The organism is Pseudorhodoplanes sp., from assembly GCF_035565855.1.
Classification (GTDB): Bacteria; Pseudomonadota; Alphaproteobacteria; order Rhizobiales; family Xanthobacteraceae; genus Pseudorhodoplanes.
Genome location: NZ_DATMRX010000007.1, coordinates 1 through 17,233 on the forward strand (window position 1 = coordinate 1; position 17,233 = coordinate 17,233).

The 17,233-nt window shown below is 64.3% G+C and carries 15 protein-coding genes; 6 read left to right on the forward strand and 9 right to left on the reverse strand.

From position 1 onward, the window contains the following. The 5 genes from VN004_RS00515 to VN004_RS00535 form a co-directional block, all read right to left on the reverse strand. Window positions 1-409 (reverse strand): aldehyde dehydrogenase family protein (locus tag VN004_RS00515; RefSeq protein ID WP_325606150.1); only part of this gene is annotated, 409 nt, incomplete at its 3' end. A 39-nt stretch (window positions 410-448) separates the two neighbouring features. Then, window positions 449-1,036: a Uma2 family endonuclease gene (locus VN004_RS00520; RefSeq protein ID WP_325606151.1), complete on the reverse strand. Its 588-nt coding sequence runs from the start codon at window positions 1,034-1,036 to the stop codon at window positions 449-451. 9 nt (window positions 1,037-1,045) lie between these two features. Next, entirely contained in the window at window positions 1,046-2,026 is a 981-nt protein-coding gene (locus tag VN004_RS00525) for an alpha-ketoacid dehydrogenase subunit beta (protein ID WP_325606152.1), read from the reverse strand. Then, window positions 2,014-3,048: a thiamine pyrophosphate-dependent dehydrogenase E1 component subunit alpha gene (locus VN004_RS00530; RefSeq protein ID WP_325606153.1), complete on the reverse strand. Its 1,035-nt coding sequence runs from the start codon at window positions 3,046-3,048 to the stop codon at window positions 2,014-2,016. Before VN004_RS00530 ends, VN004_RS00525 begins: the two co-directional genes overlap by 13 nt. Before the next feature lie 123 nt (window positions 3,049-3,171). Next, window positions 3,172-4,071, reverse strand: coding sequence for a DMT family transporter (locus VN004_RS00535; protein WP_325606154.1), 900 nt, complete (start codon window positions 4,069-4,071; stop codon window positions 3,172-3,174). 181 nt (window positions 4,072-4,252) lie between these two features. Here VN004_RS00535 and VN004_RS00540 point away from each other — a divergent pair, with 181 nt between their 5' ends. After that, window positions 4,253-5,071 carry a chromate resistance protein ChrB domain-containing protein gene (locus tag VN004_RS00540; protein ID WP_325606155.1) on the forward strand — a complete coding sequence of 273 codons (819 nt, stop codon included), beginning with the start codon at window positions 4,253-4,255 and terminating at the stop codon, window positions 5,069-5,071. A gap of 1 nt (window position 5,072) precedes the next feature. Continuing rightward, window positions 5,073-6,404: a chromate efflux transporter gene (chrA, locus tag VN004_RS00545; RefSeq protein ID WP_325606156.1), complete on the forward strand. Its 1,332-nt coding sequence runs from the start codon at window positions 5,073-5,075 to the stop codon at window positions 6,402-6,404. 22 nt (window positions 6,405-6,426) lie between these two features. Here the strand turns inward: chrA and VN004_RS00550 are convergent, their stop codons facing one another. The 4 genes from VN004_RS00550 to VN004_RS00565 form a co-directional block, all read right to left on the reverse strand. Then, window positions 6,427-7,251, reverse strand: coding sequence for an ABC transporter permease (locus VN004_RS00550; protein ID WP_325606157.1), 825 nt, complete (start codon window positions 7,249-7,251; stop codon window positions 6,427-6,429). Beyond that, window positions 7,248-8,033, reverse strand: coding sequence for an ABC transporter ATP-binding protein (locus VN004_RS00555; protein WP_325606164.1), 786 nt, complete (start codon window positions 8,031-8,033; stop codon window positions 7,248-7,250). The genes VN004_RS00550 and VN004_RS00555 overlap by 4 nt, the downstream gene beginning before the upstream one ends. Window positions 8,034-8,208: 175 nt before the next feature. Beyond that, on the reverse strand, window positions 8,209-9,216 hold the full coding sequence (locus VN004_RS00560) for an ABC transporter substrate-binding protein (protein WP_325606158.1): 1,008 nt from the start codon (window positions 9,214-9,216) through the stop codon (window positions 8,209-8,211). Window positions 9,217-9,292: 76 nt separating this feature from the next. Continuing rightward, window positions 9,293-10,714: an MFS transporter gene (locus VN004_RS00565; protein ID WP_325606159.1), complete on the reverse strand. Its 1,422-nt coding sequence runs from the start codon at window positions 10,712-10,714 to the stop codon at window positions 9,293-9,295. A 158-nt stretch (window positions 10,715-10,872) separates the two neighbouring features. On the opposite strand from VN004_RS00565, the gene VN004_RS00570 reads away from it, so the two are divergent. From VN004_RS00570 to VN004_RS00585, 4 genes are all read left to right on the forward strand, one after another. Then, window positions 10,873-12,495 (forward strand): sensor histidine kinase, encoded by a 1,623-nt coding sequence (locus VN004_RS00570; RefSeq protein ID WP_325606160.1) that lies wholly within the window; start codon window positions 10,873-10,875, stop codon window positions 12,493-12,495. Between the two features lie 231 nt (window positions 12,496-12,726). Next, entirely contained in the window at window positions 12,727-13,410 is a 684-nt protein-coding gene (locus tag VN004_RS00575) for a hypothetical protein (protein WP_325606161.1), read from the forward strand. Then, window positions 13,328-15,007 carry a DNA polymerase Y family protein gene (locus VN004_RS00580; RefSeq protein WP_325606162.1) on the forward strand — a complete coding sequence of 560 codons (1,680 nt, stop codon included), beginning with the start codon at window positions 13,328-13,330 and terminating at the stop codon, window positions 15,005-15,007. The genes VN004_RS00575 and VN004_RS00580 overlap by 83 nt, the downstream gene beginning before the upstream one ends. Further along, the coding region (locus VN004_RS00585; protein WP_325606163.1) for an error-prone DNA polymerase at window positions 15,004-17,233 on the forward strand (2,230 nt) is incomplete at its 3' end. The genes VN004_RS00580 and VN004_RS00585, both read left to right, overlap by 4 nt.

The following is a 17,233-nucleotide window of genomic DNA, read 5'->3' on the forward strand; positions in this document are numbered from 1 at the left end:
CCGAAGCCGGCGCGGTCGAAAGCGAACCGAGATTGCGCACAGCTTCCTCGGCATTCCAGCGGAAGAATTCGGCAGCATAGGCGACCTCGGCGCGCGAATCCGGCAAGGCCTTGCCATTCTCCACCGTGATCAATTTCGCCAGCCGCTCGGCGTCACGCATGATCAGCTCGAACGCCTTGCGCAGGATCTCCCCCCGCTCGCGCGGCTTCTTGGCGGCCCATGCGGGGAATGCGGCCTGCGCCGCATCGAGCGCCGCGATCGCGTCCTCAACCGTGGCGCTTGCAACCGAAGCGATCTTGCGCTCGGTTGCAGGGTCCGTCACGTCGAAGCGTTGGCCATCGGACGATTTCCGCCATTGACCACCGATCCACAGATCGGTCGGAACATTGGCGAGGAGGTTTTCGTACATAGTTTTCCCTTGGCGTTTACGTGAACGTTTCTGCCGTCGCTATTGTCCTGCAGCGGAAGTATCCGGTCCCGGCACCCAAAGCACATCCAGCGCAAATGTGTGAGCCTCAAACGGCGGTGCACAGACCGGGTCGTCGTCCTTGAATGCGGCGGCCAGCAGCCACTTGTCTCCCGTCAGCGCCAGCACTTCCAGCGTTCTGGCGATCGGATCGACATACCAGCAGTAATTGACTCCATAGGCCGCGTAGACGGCAAGCTTGTCGGTGCGGTCGATCTGCTGCGTCGACGGCGACAGAATCTCGCACAGCCAGTCGGGTGGCGTTTCGATGAAAGCGGTTTCCGGAAACGGCGTCAGCCTTTCCCGCCGCCAGCCGCCGATATCGGGCACGATGACATGCGGTCCGAGATGCAATTCCGGCTCGACGATGAAAATCCATCCGCCTGGACCGCCGCGACCGCGTGCGAAAGGCAGGACCAATTCCGCCTGCAATTCGCCTGCCGCCACGCCATGCCGCGGCGCCGGGCGCGGATGCGCATGCAGCACGCCGAAAACGATTTCGCCTACGACATTCGGAGGCAAAGCCTCGATGTCGGCATAGGTCGCTTCTCGTTTCTTCGGCTGCCGCATCGAGGCCCACTAACTCTCCAGCGACCGCCTCACGGTGTCGGCAATGCGATCGACCGTCGGCAGCACCGCATCCTCGAGCAGGTCGGCGGATGGCAGCGGGATATGCGGCGTGGTGATCCGGACCGGCGGGCCGTCGAGGTCGTAGAAGGCCTCATCAGCCACGATAGACACAATTTCGGCGCCCCAGCCGCACAGCCGCGGATTCTCCTCTACCGTGAACAGCCGGTGCGTGCGACCGACCGAACCGAGGATGGTCTGCGTATCGAGCGGGACCAGCGAGCGCACGTCGACCACTTCGCAGTCGATGCCATGCTCCGCCTTGAGCCGTTCGGCCGCTTCGATCGCGCGCGGCACCATCAGCGCCAGCGCAAGAATGGTGGCATCCTTGCCCGGACGCACGATCTTCGCAGTCCCGAGCGTGTCGACGATCTCGCCGTCCGGCACCTCGCCTTTGGTCGCGTAGAGCGACTTGTGCTCGAAGAAGATCACCGGATCCGGATCGCGAACCGAGGCGGCGAGGAGCCCAATCACGTCGCGCGGATTCGACGGCGCGACGACCTTCAACCCCGGAATCATCATGCACCAGTTCTCGACGCTCTGGGAATGCTGCGCACCGAAACGCGAGCCCGCGCCATTGCCGGTCCGCACCACCAGCGGGCACTTCACCTGCCCGTTGGTCATGTACCGGCTCTTCGGAAATTCATTCGCGATATAGTCGAAGCAGACCGCGATGAAGTCCGAGAACATGATTTCGGCGATCGGCTTCAGGCCGGTCATCGCCGCGCCCATCGCCGCACCGAGAATCGCCTGCTCCGAGATCGGCGTATCGCGCACGCGCAGCGGCCCGAATTGCTCATACAGGCCGACCGTCGCCTTGAACACGCCACCGGCCTTCGCCACGTCCTCGCCGAGGAACACAACATCCTCGTCGCGCGACATTTCCTGTGCGATGCCGCGGATCACCGCATCGCGATAAGTCAGTTCCGCCATGCGAAGCCCCCGTCGGCATAGACATCGGTGTGGATGATATCGAGTGGTGGCGGCGGCGAGGCCTTGCACTTCTCGGTCGCCTCGTCGACCTCACGCTTGATGCCCTCATCGATGCCCTTCATCACCTCCGGGTCGATGCCGAATTCAAGCAGACGCGCCCGATAGATTTTTATCGGGTCACGTTCCTTCCACCGTTCCAGTTCGCCCTCGGGCCGATACTTGGCCGGATCGGCCCGCGAATGCCCGCTATGCCGATAGGTGATGCATTCGATCAGCGAGGGGCCTTCGCCGCGCCGCGCCTTGGCGAAGGCTTCCTGCGCGGTGCGGTAGACCTCGTCGGCGTCGTTGCCGTCGACAATGATGCGCGGCAGTCCATAGGCCGCCGCACGATCGGCTGCGGGATGCGGGACCGCCGTCACGTCGGCGATCGGCGTGTATTCCATGTAGTGGTTGTTCTCGCAGACGAAGATCACCGGCAATTTCCACACCGCGGCGAAATTCAGCGCCTCGTGGAAGGCGCCGATATTGGTCGTGCCGTCGCCGAAGAAGCAGACCGACACATCGTCCTGGCCCTTGTATTGCGCGCGCCAGGCCGCGCCGCAGGCGATCGGCAGATGCGCGCCGATGATGGCATAGGAGCCCATCACCCCATGCTCGACCGAGGTGAGGTGCATTGAGCCGCCCTTGCCGCGCATCAGCCCGTTGTCGCGGCCCATCAATTCGCCGAGCACCTGCTCCACCGGAACGCCACGGGCCAGCGTATGGGCATGTCCGCGATAGGTGCAGAACGACAGGTCGCCGGGCTTCATCGCCGCAGCGAAGCCGGCCGCTACCGCTTCCTGACCGAGCGAGAGGTGGCTCGTGCCCTTGACGAGATTCTGCAGGAAAAGGTCAAAGGCGCGCTGCTCGGCTTCCCGCAGCAGAACCTGCAAGCGGTACATTTCGAGGCGCTTGTCCTCACCGATATCGTCGTTGAGACCGGGCTTGGTCTCGGATTTCGTTCCTTGGGCTTTGTCGAGCATTTTTGTCTCTGTTTCGTTCCCCAGTGCGGCGCGACTTTAGTGCATCGGCCGAGCAGGTTGAACTGTCAAATCCGCCGCTCACCGGTGCGACCCGACATGCAACCACGAGGCGGCCTACGCGCGTCACGCGGTCCCGCGCACCCTTTCACGATGCAGAAGGTAGAGACCCGAAGCGATCACCACCGCGGCACCGGCCAGGGTCCAGCGATTGGGGACATCGCCGAAGACGAAATAGCCGAACCCGGTCGCCCAGACGAGCTGGGTATAGATGAAGGGCGCCAGCACCGACGCCGGGGCCAACCGGTGGCCGGCGATCAGCAGATAATGGCCCAGACTGCCGAAGGCCCCGAACACCACCATCAGGAAAATGACGAACGGATCTTCCGGGGTGGTCCAGACGAAGGGCAGGACCGGGAGCATCGCCACCGCGCCCACAAGGTTTGAATAAAACAGAGTGGTGTCGCTGGTATCGGTCCGCGACAGCACGCGGGTGGCGACGATATAGAGCGCATAGAACACCGCGCTCGCGACGGAATAGAGCGCCGCCCAGTGTACCCCGCCGACACCCGGCCGGGTCACCAGTAGCACGCCTGCAAAGCCGACCAGGATGGCCACCCATCGCCGCCAGCCGATCCATTCGCCGAGGATCGGCCCGGCCAGGATCGCCACCATGAACGGGGTCGAGAACAGGATGGCCAGCGCCTGATCGAGTTGCAGATAGCGGAAGGCGAGGAAATTGGTGATGGTGGAGCCGAGCAGCATCGCCGACCGCACGATCTGCAGCACCGGCCGCGTGGTGCGCATCAGTCCCGGTCGCGAGACCGGGTTGAAGATGAACAGCGCAAAGATGAAGGCGCCGGTATAGCGCGCCCACACCACCTGCAGCGTATCCATGTAACCGTTGAGATATTTCGCGCTGGCATCGAGGCAGGCGAATGTCAGCACCGCCCCGCACATCAGGCCGATGCCAGTCAGCCGGGCGCGCCTCTGCTCGCCTTCCGTGGGATGTGGGCCGGATGTCATCCCATCTCTGTAACGGAGAACGGCCCCCCGTGCAAGGCAGGCCGCGGCATCGCCCTCTACCCGCGTTGCAAGTCTCAGGCATCCGCTCTAGTCTTAGTTTTGCGGGGCTTACGACGGTCGCCCCGCTCCTTCCAAGGCTCGCAAGGCCCAAGCACCGTCTCCTCGTTAATGGAGGAGGCGTATGGCTTTGCATTTTTCAATCACACCGGAACAATTGTGGCGGAGGACAGGAACATCCGACGCACCGCTGATTGTCGACGTCCGCAGACCCGAGGCCATACAAGCGTCGAATGGTCTCCTGCCGGCAGCGGTCCTGCGCGACGCGCAGCACGCGGCGTCATGGACCCTCGCACCCCATTCCGGAACCATCGTCGTCGCCTGCAGGCACGGACACGGGCGCAGCCAGATGGCGGCGGCTCATCTGCGAGCGCGCGGCTTTGATGCACGCGTGCTCGAGGGTGGCTACGATGCATGGCAAGCGGCCGGCCTGCCCCTCGTGGACCGCGCCGCGGTTCGGAGGCTTGCGCCAAATCCGCCGAGCCTCTGGGTCACGCGCCGGCGGCCGAAGATCGACCGGATCGCGTGCCCATGGCTGATCCGCCGCTTCATCGACGTGCAGGCGCGCTTCCTGTTCGTCGATCCGCCGCAGGTGACGGAAGTCGCGCGTGAATCCGGCGCGACACCGTTTGACATTGAAGGCGTGGAGCTGTCGCACGAAGGCGAGCGCTGCTCGTTCGACACGCTGCTCAGGGTGTTTGCGCTGGAGAGCGATCCATCGCTCGCCCGCCTCGCCCTGATTGTACGCGGCGCCGACACCGCGCGTCCCGATTTCGCGCCGGAAGCAGCCGGACTGCACGCGGTGTCGCTCGGTCTGTCCGTACTGGCGGGTGACGATGATCACGGTCTCCTGCATCGCGGATTTGCGGTTTACGACGCGCTGTTCGCGTGGTTACGCTTCGCGTCATCCGAGCGTCACAACTGGCCCGCACGAGCAGCCTGACATGACGACTGCTGAACAGGCTGCGACGTCGAACGACAATCCGACCTTCCCGGATGTCCTGCGCACCTTTTTCAAGATCGGCTGCCTCGGCTTTGGCGGCCCGGCCGGGCAGATCGCGCTGATGCATCGCATCCTCGTCGACGAGAAGAAGTGGATCGACGAGCCGCGCTTCCTGCACGCGCTGAATGTCTGCATGCTGCTGCCGGGCCCCGAGGCGCAGCAGCTCGCGACCTATAGTGGATGGACGTTGCATGGCGCGCGCGGCGGGCTCGCGGCGGGCATCCTGTTCGTATTGCCCGGCGCCCTCGTCATGCTGGCCCTGAGTCTCGTCTATGCGTTCGGGCAGGGCGTACCGCTGATCGACGGCGCGCTGTTCGGCATCAAGGCCGCGGTGCTGGTGATCGTGGTGGAGGCGCTGATCCGTATCGGCCGGCGCGCGTTGAAGACCTCCGTGCTGATCGCGATCGCTGCCGCGGCCTTCATCGGCATTTTCTTCCTCGCGGTGCCGTTTCCGCTGATCGTGATAGGCGCGGGCGCCATCGGCTATGGGGTTGCGCGGAGCGCACCCGCGATGCTTGCCCTCGGCGCCAACATCACTGATGCGCCGCCGGTGCCGGGACGCTGGAAACAGGCCGCGTATGCCATCGTCATCGGACTCGTCGCGTGGTGGGCGCCGGTGGTGCTCGCGCTGGTGACGCTCGGGAAGAGCCACGTCCTTGTCGAGATCGGCACCTTCTTCTCGAAACTTGCGACGGTGAGCTTCGGCGGCGCCTATGCGCTGCTCGCCTATATGGCGCAGGAAGCCGTCGACCGGCAGGGCTGGATGACGGCGGCGGAGATGGTGGACGGCCTCGGCCTTGCCGAAACCACGCCCGGCCCGCTGATTTTGGTGACGCAATTCGTCGGCTTCCTCGCCGGCTATCGCGATGCGGCACCGTTCTCCCCGGTGACAGCGGGCGTCGTCGCCGCGGCGATGACCACCTGGGTAACGTTCTCGGCCTCGATGCTGTGGATTTTTGCCGGCGCGCCCTTCGTCGAGCAGATTCGCTCAAACCGCATGTTGTCCGGCGCACTTGCCGCGATCACCGCGGCCGTGGTCGGCGTCATTCTCAACCTGACCGTCTGGTTCGCGCTGCATGTGCTGTTCGTTCACGTCACCGAACAGCGCGCCGGCTTCCTGCGCTGGTATGCGTTCGATCCGCTGGCGCTCGACATGAAGGCAGCGGCGCTCGCGGTGATCGCCGCGCTGCTCGCGTTCCGCTTCCATCGCGGCCTCGTGGAGATCGTGGTGATCATGGCGGCGCTCGGGATCGCGGCGCGGATGGTGTTGTGACGCGCCGTTCCCCCGAAACGCCTCAAGTCTCCGCAGCACTCTCATGCCAGCGGCGCAGGATGAGATGCGAGATCAGCGACAGCGCCGCGAAGATCACGATCCCGGCGACCGACAACAGGATCAGCGCCGCAAACATGCGCGGGATGTTCAGCCGGTAGCCGCTCTCCGCGATGCGATAGGCGAGCCCTGAACCCGCGCCTGCCGAGCCGGCCGCGATTTCTGCAACCACCGCGCCGATCAGCGACAGCCCGCCGGCGATCTTCAGACCGCCGAGCATGTAGGGCAAGGCGGCCGGCAGCTTGAGATCGCGCAGCACCTGCCAGCCGCTCGCACCATAGAGACGGAACAGCTCGGTGAGATTGCGATCGACCGAATTGAGACCGAGCGTCGTATTCGCCAGGACCGGAAAGAACGCCACGATCCACGCACAGGCCAGCACCGCCGCCTGTTGCGGCAGATAGATCAACAGAAGCGGCGCGATCGCCACCACCGGCGTGACCTGCAGGATCACCGCGTAAGGGTAGAAAGAATATTCGGCGAGCCGCGACTTGTTGAACGCGATCGCAAGCGCCACCCCGCCGACGAAGGCGAGGATGAGAGCCTGGAACGTCAGGCTCAGCGTTACCACGAGCGAACCCCACAACAGCGGCCAGTCGGTGATCAGCGTGCGGAACACGAGTTCCGGCGACGGCAGCACATAAGGCTGAATGTCGTTGATCCGCACCACGAGGTCCCAGACCAGAATGCCGATGCCGAGCGCCAGGACCGGCAGCAGGGCGCGCAGCACGCGCTCGCGCCGGGTGCGCTCCTTTGCTTCCTCGGCGCGGGTTGGCCGACGCGGCGTCATGCGGCCTCTCCCTGCGCCATCGCATCGACCAGCGCCTTCGACACCGTGCGGCAGAGCGCGGCATATTCCGGCGAGGTGCGGAATGCTTCGCTGCGTGGATAGGGTGCGTCCACCGTGATCTCCGCATGCACGCGGCCGGGCCGCGATGTCATCACGATGATGCGGCTCGACAGATAGACCGACTCGAAAACCGAATGGGTGACGAAGATCGCGGTCTGCCGCATCGCCGCCCAGAGCGACAGCAGGTCGTTGTTCAGTCGGAAGCGCGTGATCTCGTCGAGCGCCGCGAAAGGTTCGTCCATCAGCAGGAGCTTCGGGTTCGTCACCAGCGCGCGGGCGATGGAGACGCGCATCTTCATCCCGCCGGACAATTCGCGCGGAAAGGCTTTCTCGAAGGCTTCCAGCCCGACGCGCGCCAGCGCCTCGCGAATGCGCGGCAACGCATCGGCGCGCGTGACGCCGGCGAGCTTGAGCGGGAGATAGACGTTACGCGCGACGCTCGCCCACGGCATGAGCGTCGGCTCCTGGAAGACAAAGCCGATCTCGCCTTTCGAACCGTCCGGCGCTGCGCCGCCGCGCCAGATCACGTCGCCGTCGGACGGCTCCATGAGGCCGGCGAGGATGCGCAAGGCCGTGGACTTGCCGCAGCCGGACGGGCCGAGCAGCGAGACGAATTCGTGCTCGTGAACGGAGAAGCTTGCATCGCGCAGCGCCGCGACGCCGTTCGGGAAGCTCTTGCCGACGCCATGGAGGGAGACGATGGGGGATGTTGTGGAGGACAATTCCACGATCTGGCTCTTCCTTACCTCTCCCCGCTTGTGGGGAGAGGTCGATTTGCAAGCGCAGCGAAGCAAATCGGGTGAGGGGGGCTTTTCATTCTAGCACAGCCCCTCACCCCGCTCGCATCTCCGATGCTCGCCACCTCTCCCCGTAAGAACGGGGAGAGAGAAAAGGCTGTCACTTCGGCCGCAGCTCGTTGCCGACACCCTTGTTTACGAATTGCAACGTATAGGCCCGCTTGTAATCGAGACCAGGTTTCACGATGCCCGCGCGCACCATCTTGTCGAAGAAATCCTTGATGCGCGCGTCGGTCATCGCACCGATGCCGAGCTTCATCGAGTCGCCGGAATCGACGATTCCGTATTCCTTCATCCTGTCGATGGAATAGGCGAGCAACGCATCGGTCATTTCCGGATTGTGCTTCCTGATCAGCGCGTTCGCGGCCTTGTTGTCGCCGTAGAGATAATTGTACCAGCCGATCATCGAGGCATCGACGAAGCGCTGCACGAGGTCGGGCTTCTTTTCGACAAGTTCGCGCCTCGTCTCGATCAGCGTCGAATAGGTCGAGAAGCCCTGATCGGCGAGCAGGAAGATCACCGGCTTGAACTTGCCCTGCGTCTCGACCGCATAGGGTTCCGACGTCACATAGCCCTGCATCGCCGTGCGCTTGTCGGCGAAAAATGGCTGCGGATTGAAGGTGTAGGGCCGCACCTGCTTGTCGGTGAAGCCGTAATCCTTCTTTAACCACTGGTAATAGCCGGACATCCCTTCCTTGGAGACGAGAATGGTCAGCTTCTTCAGGTCCTCGAACTTTTCGATCCCCTGACCCGGATGCGCCATCAGCACCTGCGGATCCTTTTGGAAACTCGCGGCAATGGTGACCGTCGGGATGTTCTGCGCGACAGCATCGAACGCCTGGAGAAGGCCCGACGTCATGTAGAAGTCGATCTTGCCGACTGGCAGAAGAATCCGGTTATTCGCATTCGGCCCGCCGGGCAGAATGGTCACGTCCAGCCCGTATTTCTTGTAGGTGCCGTCGGCGACAGCCTGATAGAAGCCGCCATGCTCGGCTTCCGCCACCCAATTGGTGCCCAAGGTGACCTTGTCGAGCGCCTGCGCGCCGACCGGCCCGGACTGCAGCAGGAGCGCGAGAGACAGCGCGCACCAGAGAAAAACTCGCCTCATCTGATTCCTCGTTCCGCCCCGGCGCCGCGACCATAGGATACGAGTCGGGTTTTGCCCAGCACCCGGATACAGGTTCTCAATCGGTGCTGGCGAGCGGGCGCGCGACCTGTTCCAGCGACTTGCGTTCGGCGGCGACGCCATAGCGCAAGGCGACGATCGCGGCCGCGACCATCGACACGGCGGCGAACAGATAGCCGGCGAACACCGTTGCGCGCGAGCCGGACTCGATCAGCATGCCGAAGACAAGAGGGCCCGCGACGCCGCCGATCCCGGTGCCGACCGCATAGAAGATCGCGATGGCGAGCGCGCGGATTTCCAGCGGGAAGGTTTCGCTCACGGTGAGATAGGCGGAACTTGCTGCGGCCGAGGCGAAGAAGAAGATCGCCATCCAGCACAGCGTCTGGGTGGTGGCGGTCAGATAACCTTCCATGAACAGCCAGCCGGTCAGCGCAAGCAGCACGCCCGACACGAGATAAGTGAAGAAGATCATCGGCCGCCGTCCGATGGTGTCGAACAGCCGGCCGAGAAACACCGGCCCGAGGAAATTGCCGGCCGCGAACGGCAGGATGTACCAGCCGACCTGGTTCGCCGCGATTCCGAAGAAGTCGGTCAGCACCAGCGCATAGGTGAAAAAGATCGCGTTATAGAAAAACGCCTGCGCTGCCATCAGAACGAGGCTGACGCCGGCGCGATCACGATGCGTGACGAACATGGCGCGCGCTGCTTCCAATAACGGCGTGTGGCTGCGGCTGCGCAGCTTCACCCGAGGCAACGGGCGCTCTGGCGGCCCATAGCCGGGAACCACAGCCTCGATGCCTGCGACAATACGCTCGGCTTCAGGCGCGCGGCCGTGCGTCATCAGCCAGCGCGGGCTTTCCGGTATCCACATCCGCATGAAAAAGACGATCACGCCGAGCGCCGCACCGATGAAGAAAGCCAGGCGCCAGCCGATTTCCGGATCGATCACCGCGGGATCGAGCAGCACGATCGAGCCGATCGCGCCGATGGCGGCGCCGATCCAGAAGCTGCCGTTGATCACAAGATCGGTCCAGCCGCGCACGCGCGCCGGGATCAATTCCTGGATCGTGGAGTTGATCGCAGCATACTCCCCGCCGATACCGGCGCCGGTAAAGAAGCGGCAGATCGCAAAGGTCCAGAGATTCCAGGTGAACGCGGTCAGCCCGGTCGCGATCAGATAGACGGAGAGCGTGATGAAGAACAGCTTCTTGCGGCCGAGGCGATCCGTCAGCCATCCGAAGAACAAGGCGCCCAGCACGGCTCCGGCAAGATAGGCGCTGCCGACGATCCCGATGTCAGTATTGGAGAATTGCAGGACCGGACTGTCCTTCAGCGCCCCGGACAACGCGCCGGCGAGCGTGACTTCGAGCCCGTCAAAGATCCAGGTGATACCCAGCGCCGCGACCACCAGCGTATGGAACCGGCTCCAGGGCAGGCGATCGAGCCGCGCCGGGATATCGGTTTCGACGATGTCGCTCATCGGCCTGCCTCATTTACCGGGCCGAGACCTAACCAATGTTTGTCTGGACGGTTCCGCTAAAATCGCGCTTGCTGCCCCCGGCTCAGCTGTCATGCCCCGTCTCCGAGTAGAAGCCATCGATGCAAGCGCGTGAACGACTGAAAATGCGGCAGCGGACGATGACAAGAGCCCTGCTCGCTCTGGTCGCCGCTGCGGGCGTGCTGCTGTCGCTCTATGTCGCGCAAAATGAGGCGCGGCAATACCGCACGGTGGAACGGCTGCGCATCGGTGAAATCGTCGACACGCATTTCGCGGCGGTCAGTGAGCATATCCTCGAGCGCACCAACCTCGCGAAGACGGTTTCGCGTTTCTTCGTGCCCCCGCCCCTTTCGGCGCCGGCGCCGCTTGGGACCTTCGGTCAAAGGGCCGTCGGTCTCGCACCGGATCTCGCCACCGTCGGCTGGCTTCCGGAGGTGCGGCCCGCTCAGGTGCCGGAGATCCTGGCCTCGCTTGCGGCCTCCGGCGCGCCAAATCCGACGCTGCGGACGGGCAATGGCCAGCCGATCGATCCGCAGGCGCTGGATCGACCAATCTATCCGATCGTGGACATCGCACCGGCGCACAACCGGATCGTGCTCGGGGTCGATGCGGGTTCGTTTCCGGAGCGACTTGTCGCGATCCTCGAAGCGAAACGCTCACGCGAAGTGACGCGAACACGGCCGCTCAAATTGGTGCAATCGCCGGATACGAATTCGCTTCTGCTCTATGCGCCGATCTTCGATCCGGCCGATCGTTTCCTCGGCGTGATGGGATTTGGCTTTCGGATCGACCAGCTGTTCTACAATGCGCTTGCGACCTCGAAGGTCCCTGCCGATGCGGCAATCAGGATCTACACGGAGGACGTGGAGGAACCGATCTTCAGCCAGGCATCGGCCAGCATCGCGAACGACAGCGCTGCGGGCGAAAGGTCGACGCGGTTCGATCGAAGGATGGATTTCGGACAAAACGATCTGAGATTCGTCTATGCGGTGCCGCGCGATCTGCAACGCGAAGGTTTCCTGCACGGATTATGGATCGCATGTGCCGGAATTGCCATGACTCTCGGCACGGTGCTGTTCATTGGCTTCATCGTCAACCGCTCCGCGGCTCTGTCGGATGAAGTGGCCTCGCGCAAATCCGCTGAGGACCGGCTGAAGGTGCTGATCCACGAACTCAATCATAGGGTCCGCAACGTGATGGCCGTCGCACAGGCGGTGGTGCGGCTCAGCTTCACGCCGGGGCACAGTCTCAGCGAAATTCAGCGGACCTGCGAAGGACGCCTGCAGGCACTGGCCAAGGCGATGTCGATCCTCACCGCCAGCGACTGGCGGAGCGTCAGCCTGCGCAGCCTGATCTCGGAGGACGTGCTGCCGTTTGCCGGCCGTATCGAAATGGAGGGACCGGACATCGCATTGCGCGCGCGCACCGCGCAGACCTTCGCGCTCCTTTTCTACGAACTCGCCACCAATGCCGCCAAGCATGGCGCGCTGTCGGTGCCGGAAGGGCGCGTGAGGCTGCAATGGCGGATCGACAATCTCGGCAGCGATCCGGTGTTTCATCTGCATTGGAAGGAAAGCGGCGGCCCCGTGGTCGAGGCGCCGACACGCAGGGGCTTCGGCGAATTGCTGGTGCGCCGGATCGCGCCGCGCGACATGGCCGGCAAGAGCGAGGTGCGCTACGAGCCGTCCGGGTTCGAGTATGAACTGGAGGCGCCGCTGCGCGAGCTGATCGATACGAAAACGGCGGCGCAGGAAACGGAGTGACGCCGGACGGCGGTCCCAAACCTGTCGGTCCGCCCCTCGGTCTAAGTCCTCTTCATTTTGTTCTTGCCAAGCGGGTCAAAGCCCGGAATCAATAAGAACAAATAGAGAACATAGTCGATCTCACGAGGCCCCATGGAGCGGTCCCTGACCGGTGCGCAAGCGCCGGAGGCGCTCGCGCGCCTTCGTCAAAGCATAGAGAAAATCCAGCATTATCAACACGATAATGCGCCCATGCCGCTGGGCCTGAGCGAGGCCGATCGGCTGTTGGGCGGCGGGCTAACCCTTGGCGCCCTGCACGAAATCTCGCCGTCCGTCCCGGTCCATCTCGGCGCGGCCTGCGGCTTTGCGCTGGCGCTGGCGGCGCTCTCCGGAAAAGCCGGCCGCAGCGGCCGGGAAACGCTGTTCATCCAGACCGACATGGCGCGCTTCGAGGGCGGGGCGCCCTACGGCCTCGGCTTCGACCTGTTCGGCCTGCCGGCGCGGCGGCTTCTGGTGCTGCGCGCGCGTCGGGCGCTCGACGCGCTGTTCGCGATGGAGGAAGCGCTCAAATGCCGCGGCATCGCCAGCGTGATCGCCGAATTGCCGGACGATTCCGCCGACCTGACTGCCACCCGCCGTCTCTCGCTCGCCGCGCGCGAGCATGACGGCATCGGTCTTCTGTTGCGGCATCGCTCCGCCTCGATGCCGAGCGCGGCGATGACGCGCTGGGAGGTCTCGGCAAAAGCAGGCGCGCGCGATCCGCATGGCGGGCTCGGCACGACGTCATTCCTGCTCTCACTGGTGAAGAACCGGCGCGGTCCCTGCGGCCGGTTTCGTGTTGCGTGGAGTCATCATGAGCTTGCCTTCGTCCCGGAGGATCCTGTCGCTGTGGCTGCGCCGTTTGCCGACCGACCGGCTGACGCGGCGATCGCCTGACCTTGCGGGTCAGCCGCTCGTCGTGGTCACGACCGTGCGCGCGGCGCGGCAGATCGCGGCGCTGAATGACGAAGCGGCACGCCTCGGTCTGCGCGCAACGATGGCGCTTGCCGATGCGCGCGCGATGTATCCGCAGCTTGTGGCGGTCGATGCGGACGAAGCCGCCGACCGGACGATGCTCGAACAGATCGCCGATTGGTGCGATCGCTACACGCCGCTCGTCGGTCTCGATCCGCCGGACGGGCTGTTTCTCGATATCAGCGGCTGCGCGCATCTATTCGGCGGCGAGGAGGACCTGCGCCGCGATCTGATCCGGCGGCTGGCCGTACAGGGCTTTCATGCGCGCGCCGCCATCGGCGATACGCCGGGATGGGCGTGGGCGATGGCGCGGTATGGCATCTCCACTTCAATCAATGAGACGGCCACAAACTCCGTTCATTCCCGCGCAAGTGGGAATCCGGATTCTTGCAGAAGGATTTCGCAGCATGACTCTGGGTTCCCGCTTTCGCGGGGACGAACGGAGGAACGACATGCTGCGCTACTTCCCCTTCCCCTCGCCGCGCTCCGCATCGATCCGCAGATCGCAGCTCCGCTCGCGCAAGCCGGATTGAAAACCATCGGCGACGTCATCGATCTGCCGCGAGCGCCGCTCGCCGCGCGTTTCGGATCGGCTTTCGTGCGCCGCATCGATCAGGCGCTCGGCCGCGAGGAGGAGCCGATCGTGCCGCGTCTGCCGGTGCCGTCCTTTCTCGCCGAGCGGCGCTTTGCCGATCCGATCGGGCGGGAAGACGATGTGCTCGGCACCATCGTGCATCTGGCGCAGGAACTGGCCCGCGCCATGGAGCGGCATGGCAAAGGCGCACGCCGTCTGCAGGCCGCGCTGTTTCGCACCGACGGCAAGGTGGTGCGTGTGGAGATCGGCACGTCCGAACCCTTGCGCGATCCCACTCGCATCCGGCGGCTGTTTCTCGATCGCCTGACGGTGCTCGGCGACGAAGCCGATCCGGGTTTCGGCTTCGACATGATCCGGCTGTCGGCGCTGGCCGTGGAAGCATTCGATGCCGTGCAGACCGGATGGGGCACAGGCGATCCGGCACGCGAGACCGCGCATCTGATCGACCGCCTGATGGCGCGCTTCGGCGCCGATCGCGTGCAGCGGCTCGTCCCGCAGGACACGCATTGGCCGGAGCTCGCAAGCATCGCCGTTCCGGCGAACAGCATCGTCCAGGGCAAAGACAGACACCACGATTCTGCGAAGGATCGCGCGCTGGAAGACAGTTTGTTTCAGGACAGCCGCATCCCGGTGCGTCCGATCCGGCTGTTCGAACGCCCCGAACCGGTGGAGGCCATCGCGCAGGTGCCAGACGGTCCGCCGGTGCAATTCAAATGGCGGCGCGTCACCCATGACGTCGCTTATGCCGAAGGGCCTGAAAGCATCGCGCTGCAATGGTGGCGCAACGATCAGGGTATGCCGGTCACGCGCGACTATTTCCGCATCGAGACGCGGCAGGGCGTGCGGGTGTGGCTGTATCGCGAGGGCATCTATCAGGACAAGGACAACCCGCCGCACTGGTTCCTGCACGGGATTTTCGCATGAGCAATGTTCATTCATTGCCGGAGCGAAACCGCGGCGCGAGCAAAGCGAGTGCGCCGCCCGCCGCCCCGCCCCCCTATGCCGAATTTGCCGTCGCTACCAACTTCTCCTTTCTGCGCGCAGCTTCCCATCCCGAAGAACTGGTGGAGCAGGCGAAAGAGCTGGGACTCGCCGCGATCGGCATTGCCGATCGCAATTCGGTCGCGGGCGTGGTGCGCGCGCATGTCATGGCGAAGGAGACGGGCTTGCGCCTTGTCGTCGGCGCGCGCCTCGCCTTCGCCGACGGCACGCCCGACATCATCGCCTATCCGTCGAACCGGGCCGGCTGGGGCCGGCTGACGCAGCTTCTGTCCCACGGCAAGCGCAAGGCGGAGAAGGGCGATTGCATCCTTCAACTGGCCGACCTGATCGCCCGGATCGATGACCTCAACCTGATCGTCATGCCGCCGGCGCGGATCGACGAACGGAAATTGTCGCCGCTCTTGTCCCGGCTGAAGCAGCATGCGGCGAAACGCGCGCTCTGGCTTGCGGCGAGCTTCCTTTATCGCGGCGACGATCAGCGTCGCATCGCAAGGCTCGCCCGCATCGCCTCCGGCAACGGCATTCCGCTGATCGCCACCAATGACGTGCTCTACCATCATCCCTGGCGGCGCATGTTGCAGGATGTGCTCACCTGCATCCGCGAGCATGTCACCATCGATCAGGCCGGGCGCCTGCTCACGCTGAATGCCGAACGCCACCTGAAACCGCCGCAGGAAATGGCGCGGCTGTTTGCCGATTACCCGGACGCCATCACGCAGACGCAGCGCCTGCTCGCGCGCTGCCATTTCTCGCTTGACGAGATGCAGCACGATTATCCTTACGAAACCCGCGGCGAATACGAAACGCCGCAGGCACGGCTGGTCGCGCTCACCGAGGCCGGCGTGAAGCGGCGCTTTCCGGACGGCATCAAGCCGGAGATCCGCGAGATCCTCGACCGCGAACTGAAAGTGATCGGCGAACTCGGCTACGCGCCGTTCTTTCTCACCGTGCATGACATCGTCGCATTCGCGCGCTCGCGGCCGCAGCCGATCCTGTGCCAGGGCCGCGGCTCGGCCGCCAATTCGATGATCTGCTATTGCCTCGGCATTACCGAGGTCAGCCCCGACGTCGTCAACCCGCTGTTCGAGCGATTCATCTCAAAGGACCGCCATGAGCCGCCCGACATCGATGTCGATTTCGAGCATGAGCGCCGCGAGGAGGTGATCCAGCACATCTACGAGACATACGGCCGCGATCATGCCGGCATGACGGCGACCGTGACCTGCTATCGCGGCCGCAGCGCGGTGCGCGAAGTCGGCAAGGCGTTCGGGCTTTCGGAGGATACGGTCTCCGCCCTCGCCTCGACGCTGTGGGGCTGGTCCATGGACGGCGTGTCGGCGAAGGAAGCGCGCCGCGTCGGGCTCGACCCGTCCGATCCGCGCCTGCGCATGACCCTCGCGCTGACCCACGAATTGCAGGGCTTCCCGCGCCACCTCTCGCAGCATGTCGGCGGCTTCGTCATCACCCGCACGCGGCTCGACAAGGTGGTGCCAATCGAGAATGCCGCGATGGAAGACCGCACCGTCATCGAATGGGACAAGGACGATCTCGAGGCGCTCGGCCTTCTCAAGGTCGACGTGCTCGGCCTTGGCATGCTGAGTTGCCTGCGCCGCTCGTTCGACCTCTTGCGCGCGCATTACGGAATCGAACGCAACCTTACCGAACAGGATGAGGACAAGGCCACCTATCGCATGATCCAGCGCGCCGACACCATCGGCGTGTTCCAGATCGAAAGCCGCGCGCAGATGTCGATGCTGCCGCGGCTGAAGCCGGAAAAGTTTTATGACCTTGTGATCGAGGTCGCGATCGTGCGGCCCGGCCCGATCCAGGGCAAGATGGTGCATCCTTATCTGCAACGGCGCGAGAATCCGAAGGCGGTAACATACCCGTCGCCGAAAGCACCCTGGCCGAAGGACGAACTCAAGCGCGTGCTCGAACGCACCCTGGGCGTGCCGCTGTTCCAGGAGCAGGCGATGCGTATCGCGATCGTCGCCGGCGGCTTCGAGCCGGGGGAGGCCGACGAATTGCGCCGGGCCATGGCGACCTTCAAGCGCACGGGGACGATCGGCAACTATAAGGAAAAAATGATCGGCGGGATGGTTTCGAAAGGCTATCCAAAGGAATTCGCCGAGCGCTGTTTCAGGCAGA

Excerpts from the sequence above, each read along its gene's own strand:
- VN004_RS00530 (WP_325606153.1), bottom strand. The coding sequence starts at position 3,048 with ATGCTCGACAAAGCCCAAGGAACGAAATCCGAGACCAAGCCCGGTCTC.
- chrA (WP_325606156.1), top strand. The coding sequence starts at position 5,073 with ATGACGACTGCTGAACAGGCTGCGACGTCGAACGACAATCCGACCTTC.
- VN004_RS00565 (WP_325606159.1), bottom strand. The coding sequence starts at position 10,714 with ATGAGCGACATCGTCGAAACCGATATCCCGGCGCGGCTCGATCGCCTG.
- VN004_RS00580 (WP_325606162.1), top strand. The coding sequence starts at position 13,328 with ATGAGCTTGCCTTCGTCCCGGAGGATCCTGTCGCTGTGGCTGCGCCGT.
- VN004_RS00570 (WP_325606160.1), top strand. The coding sequence starts at position 10,873 with ATGACAAGAGCCCTGCTCGCTCTGGTCGCCGCTGCGGGCGTGCTGCTG.
- VN004_RS00560 (WP_325606158.1), bottom strand. The coding sequence starts at position 9,216 with ATGAGGCGAGTTTTTCTCTGGTGCGCGCTGTCTCTCGCGCTCCTGCTG.
- VN004_RS00540 (WP_325606155.1), top strand. The coding sequence starts at position 4,253 with ATGGCTTTGCATTTTTCAATCACACCGGAACAATTGTGGCGGAGGACA.
- VN004_RS00525 (WP_325606152.1), bottom strand. The coding sequence starts at position 2,026 with ATGGCGGAACTGACTTATCGCGATGCGGTGATCCGCGGCATCGCACAG.
- VN004_RS00575 (WP_325606161.1), top strand. The coding sequence starts at position 12,727 with ATGCCGCTGGGCCTGAGCGAGGCCGATCGGCTGTTGGGCGGCGGGCTA.
- VN004_RS00550 (WP_325606157.1), bottom strand. The coding sequence starts at position 7,251 with ATGACGCCGCGTCGGCCAACCCGCGCCGAGGAAGCAAAGGAGCGCACC.
- VN004_RS00520 (WP_325606151.1), bottom strand. The coding sequence starts at position 1,036 with ATGCGGCAGCCGAAGAAACGAGAAGCGACCTATGCCGACATCGAGGCT.
- VN004_RS00535 (WP_325606154.1), bottom strand. The coding sequence starts at position 4,071 with ATGACATCCGGCCCACATCCCACGGAAGGCGAGCAGAGGCGCGCCCGG.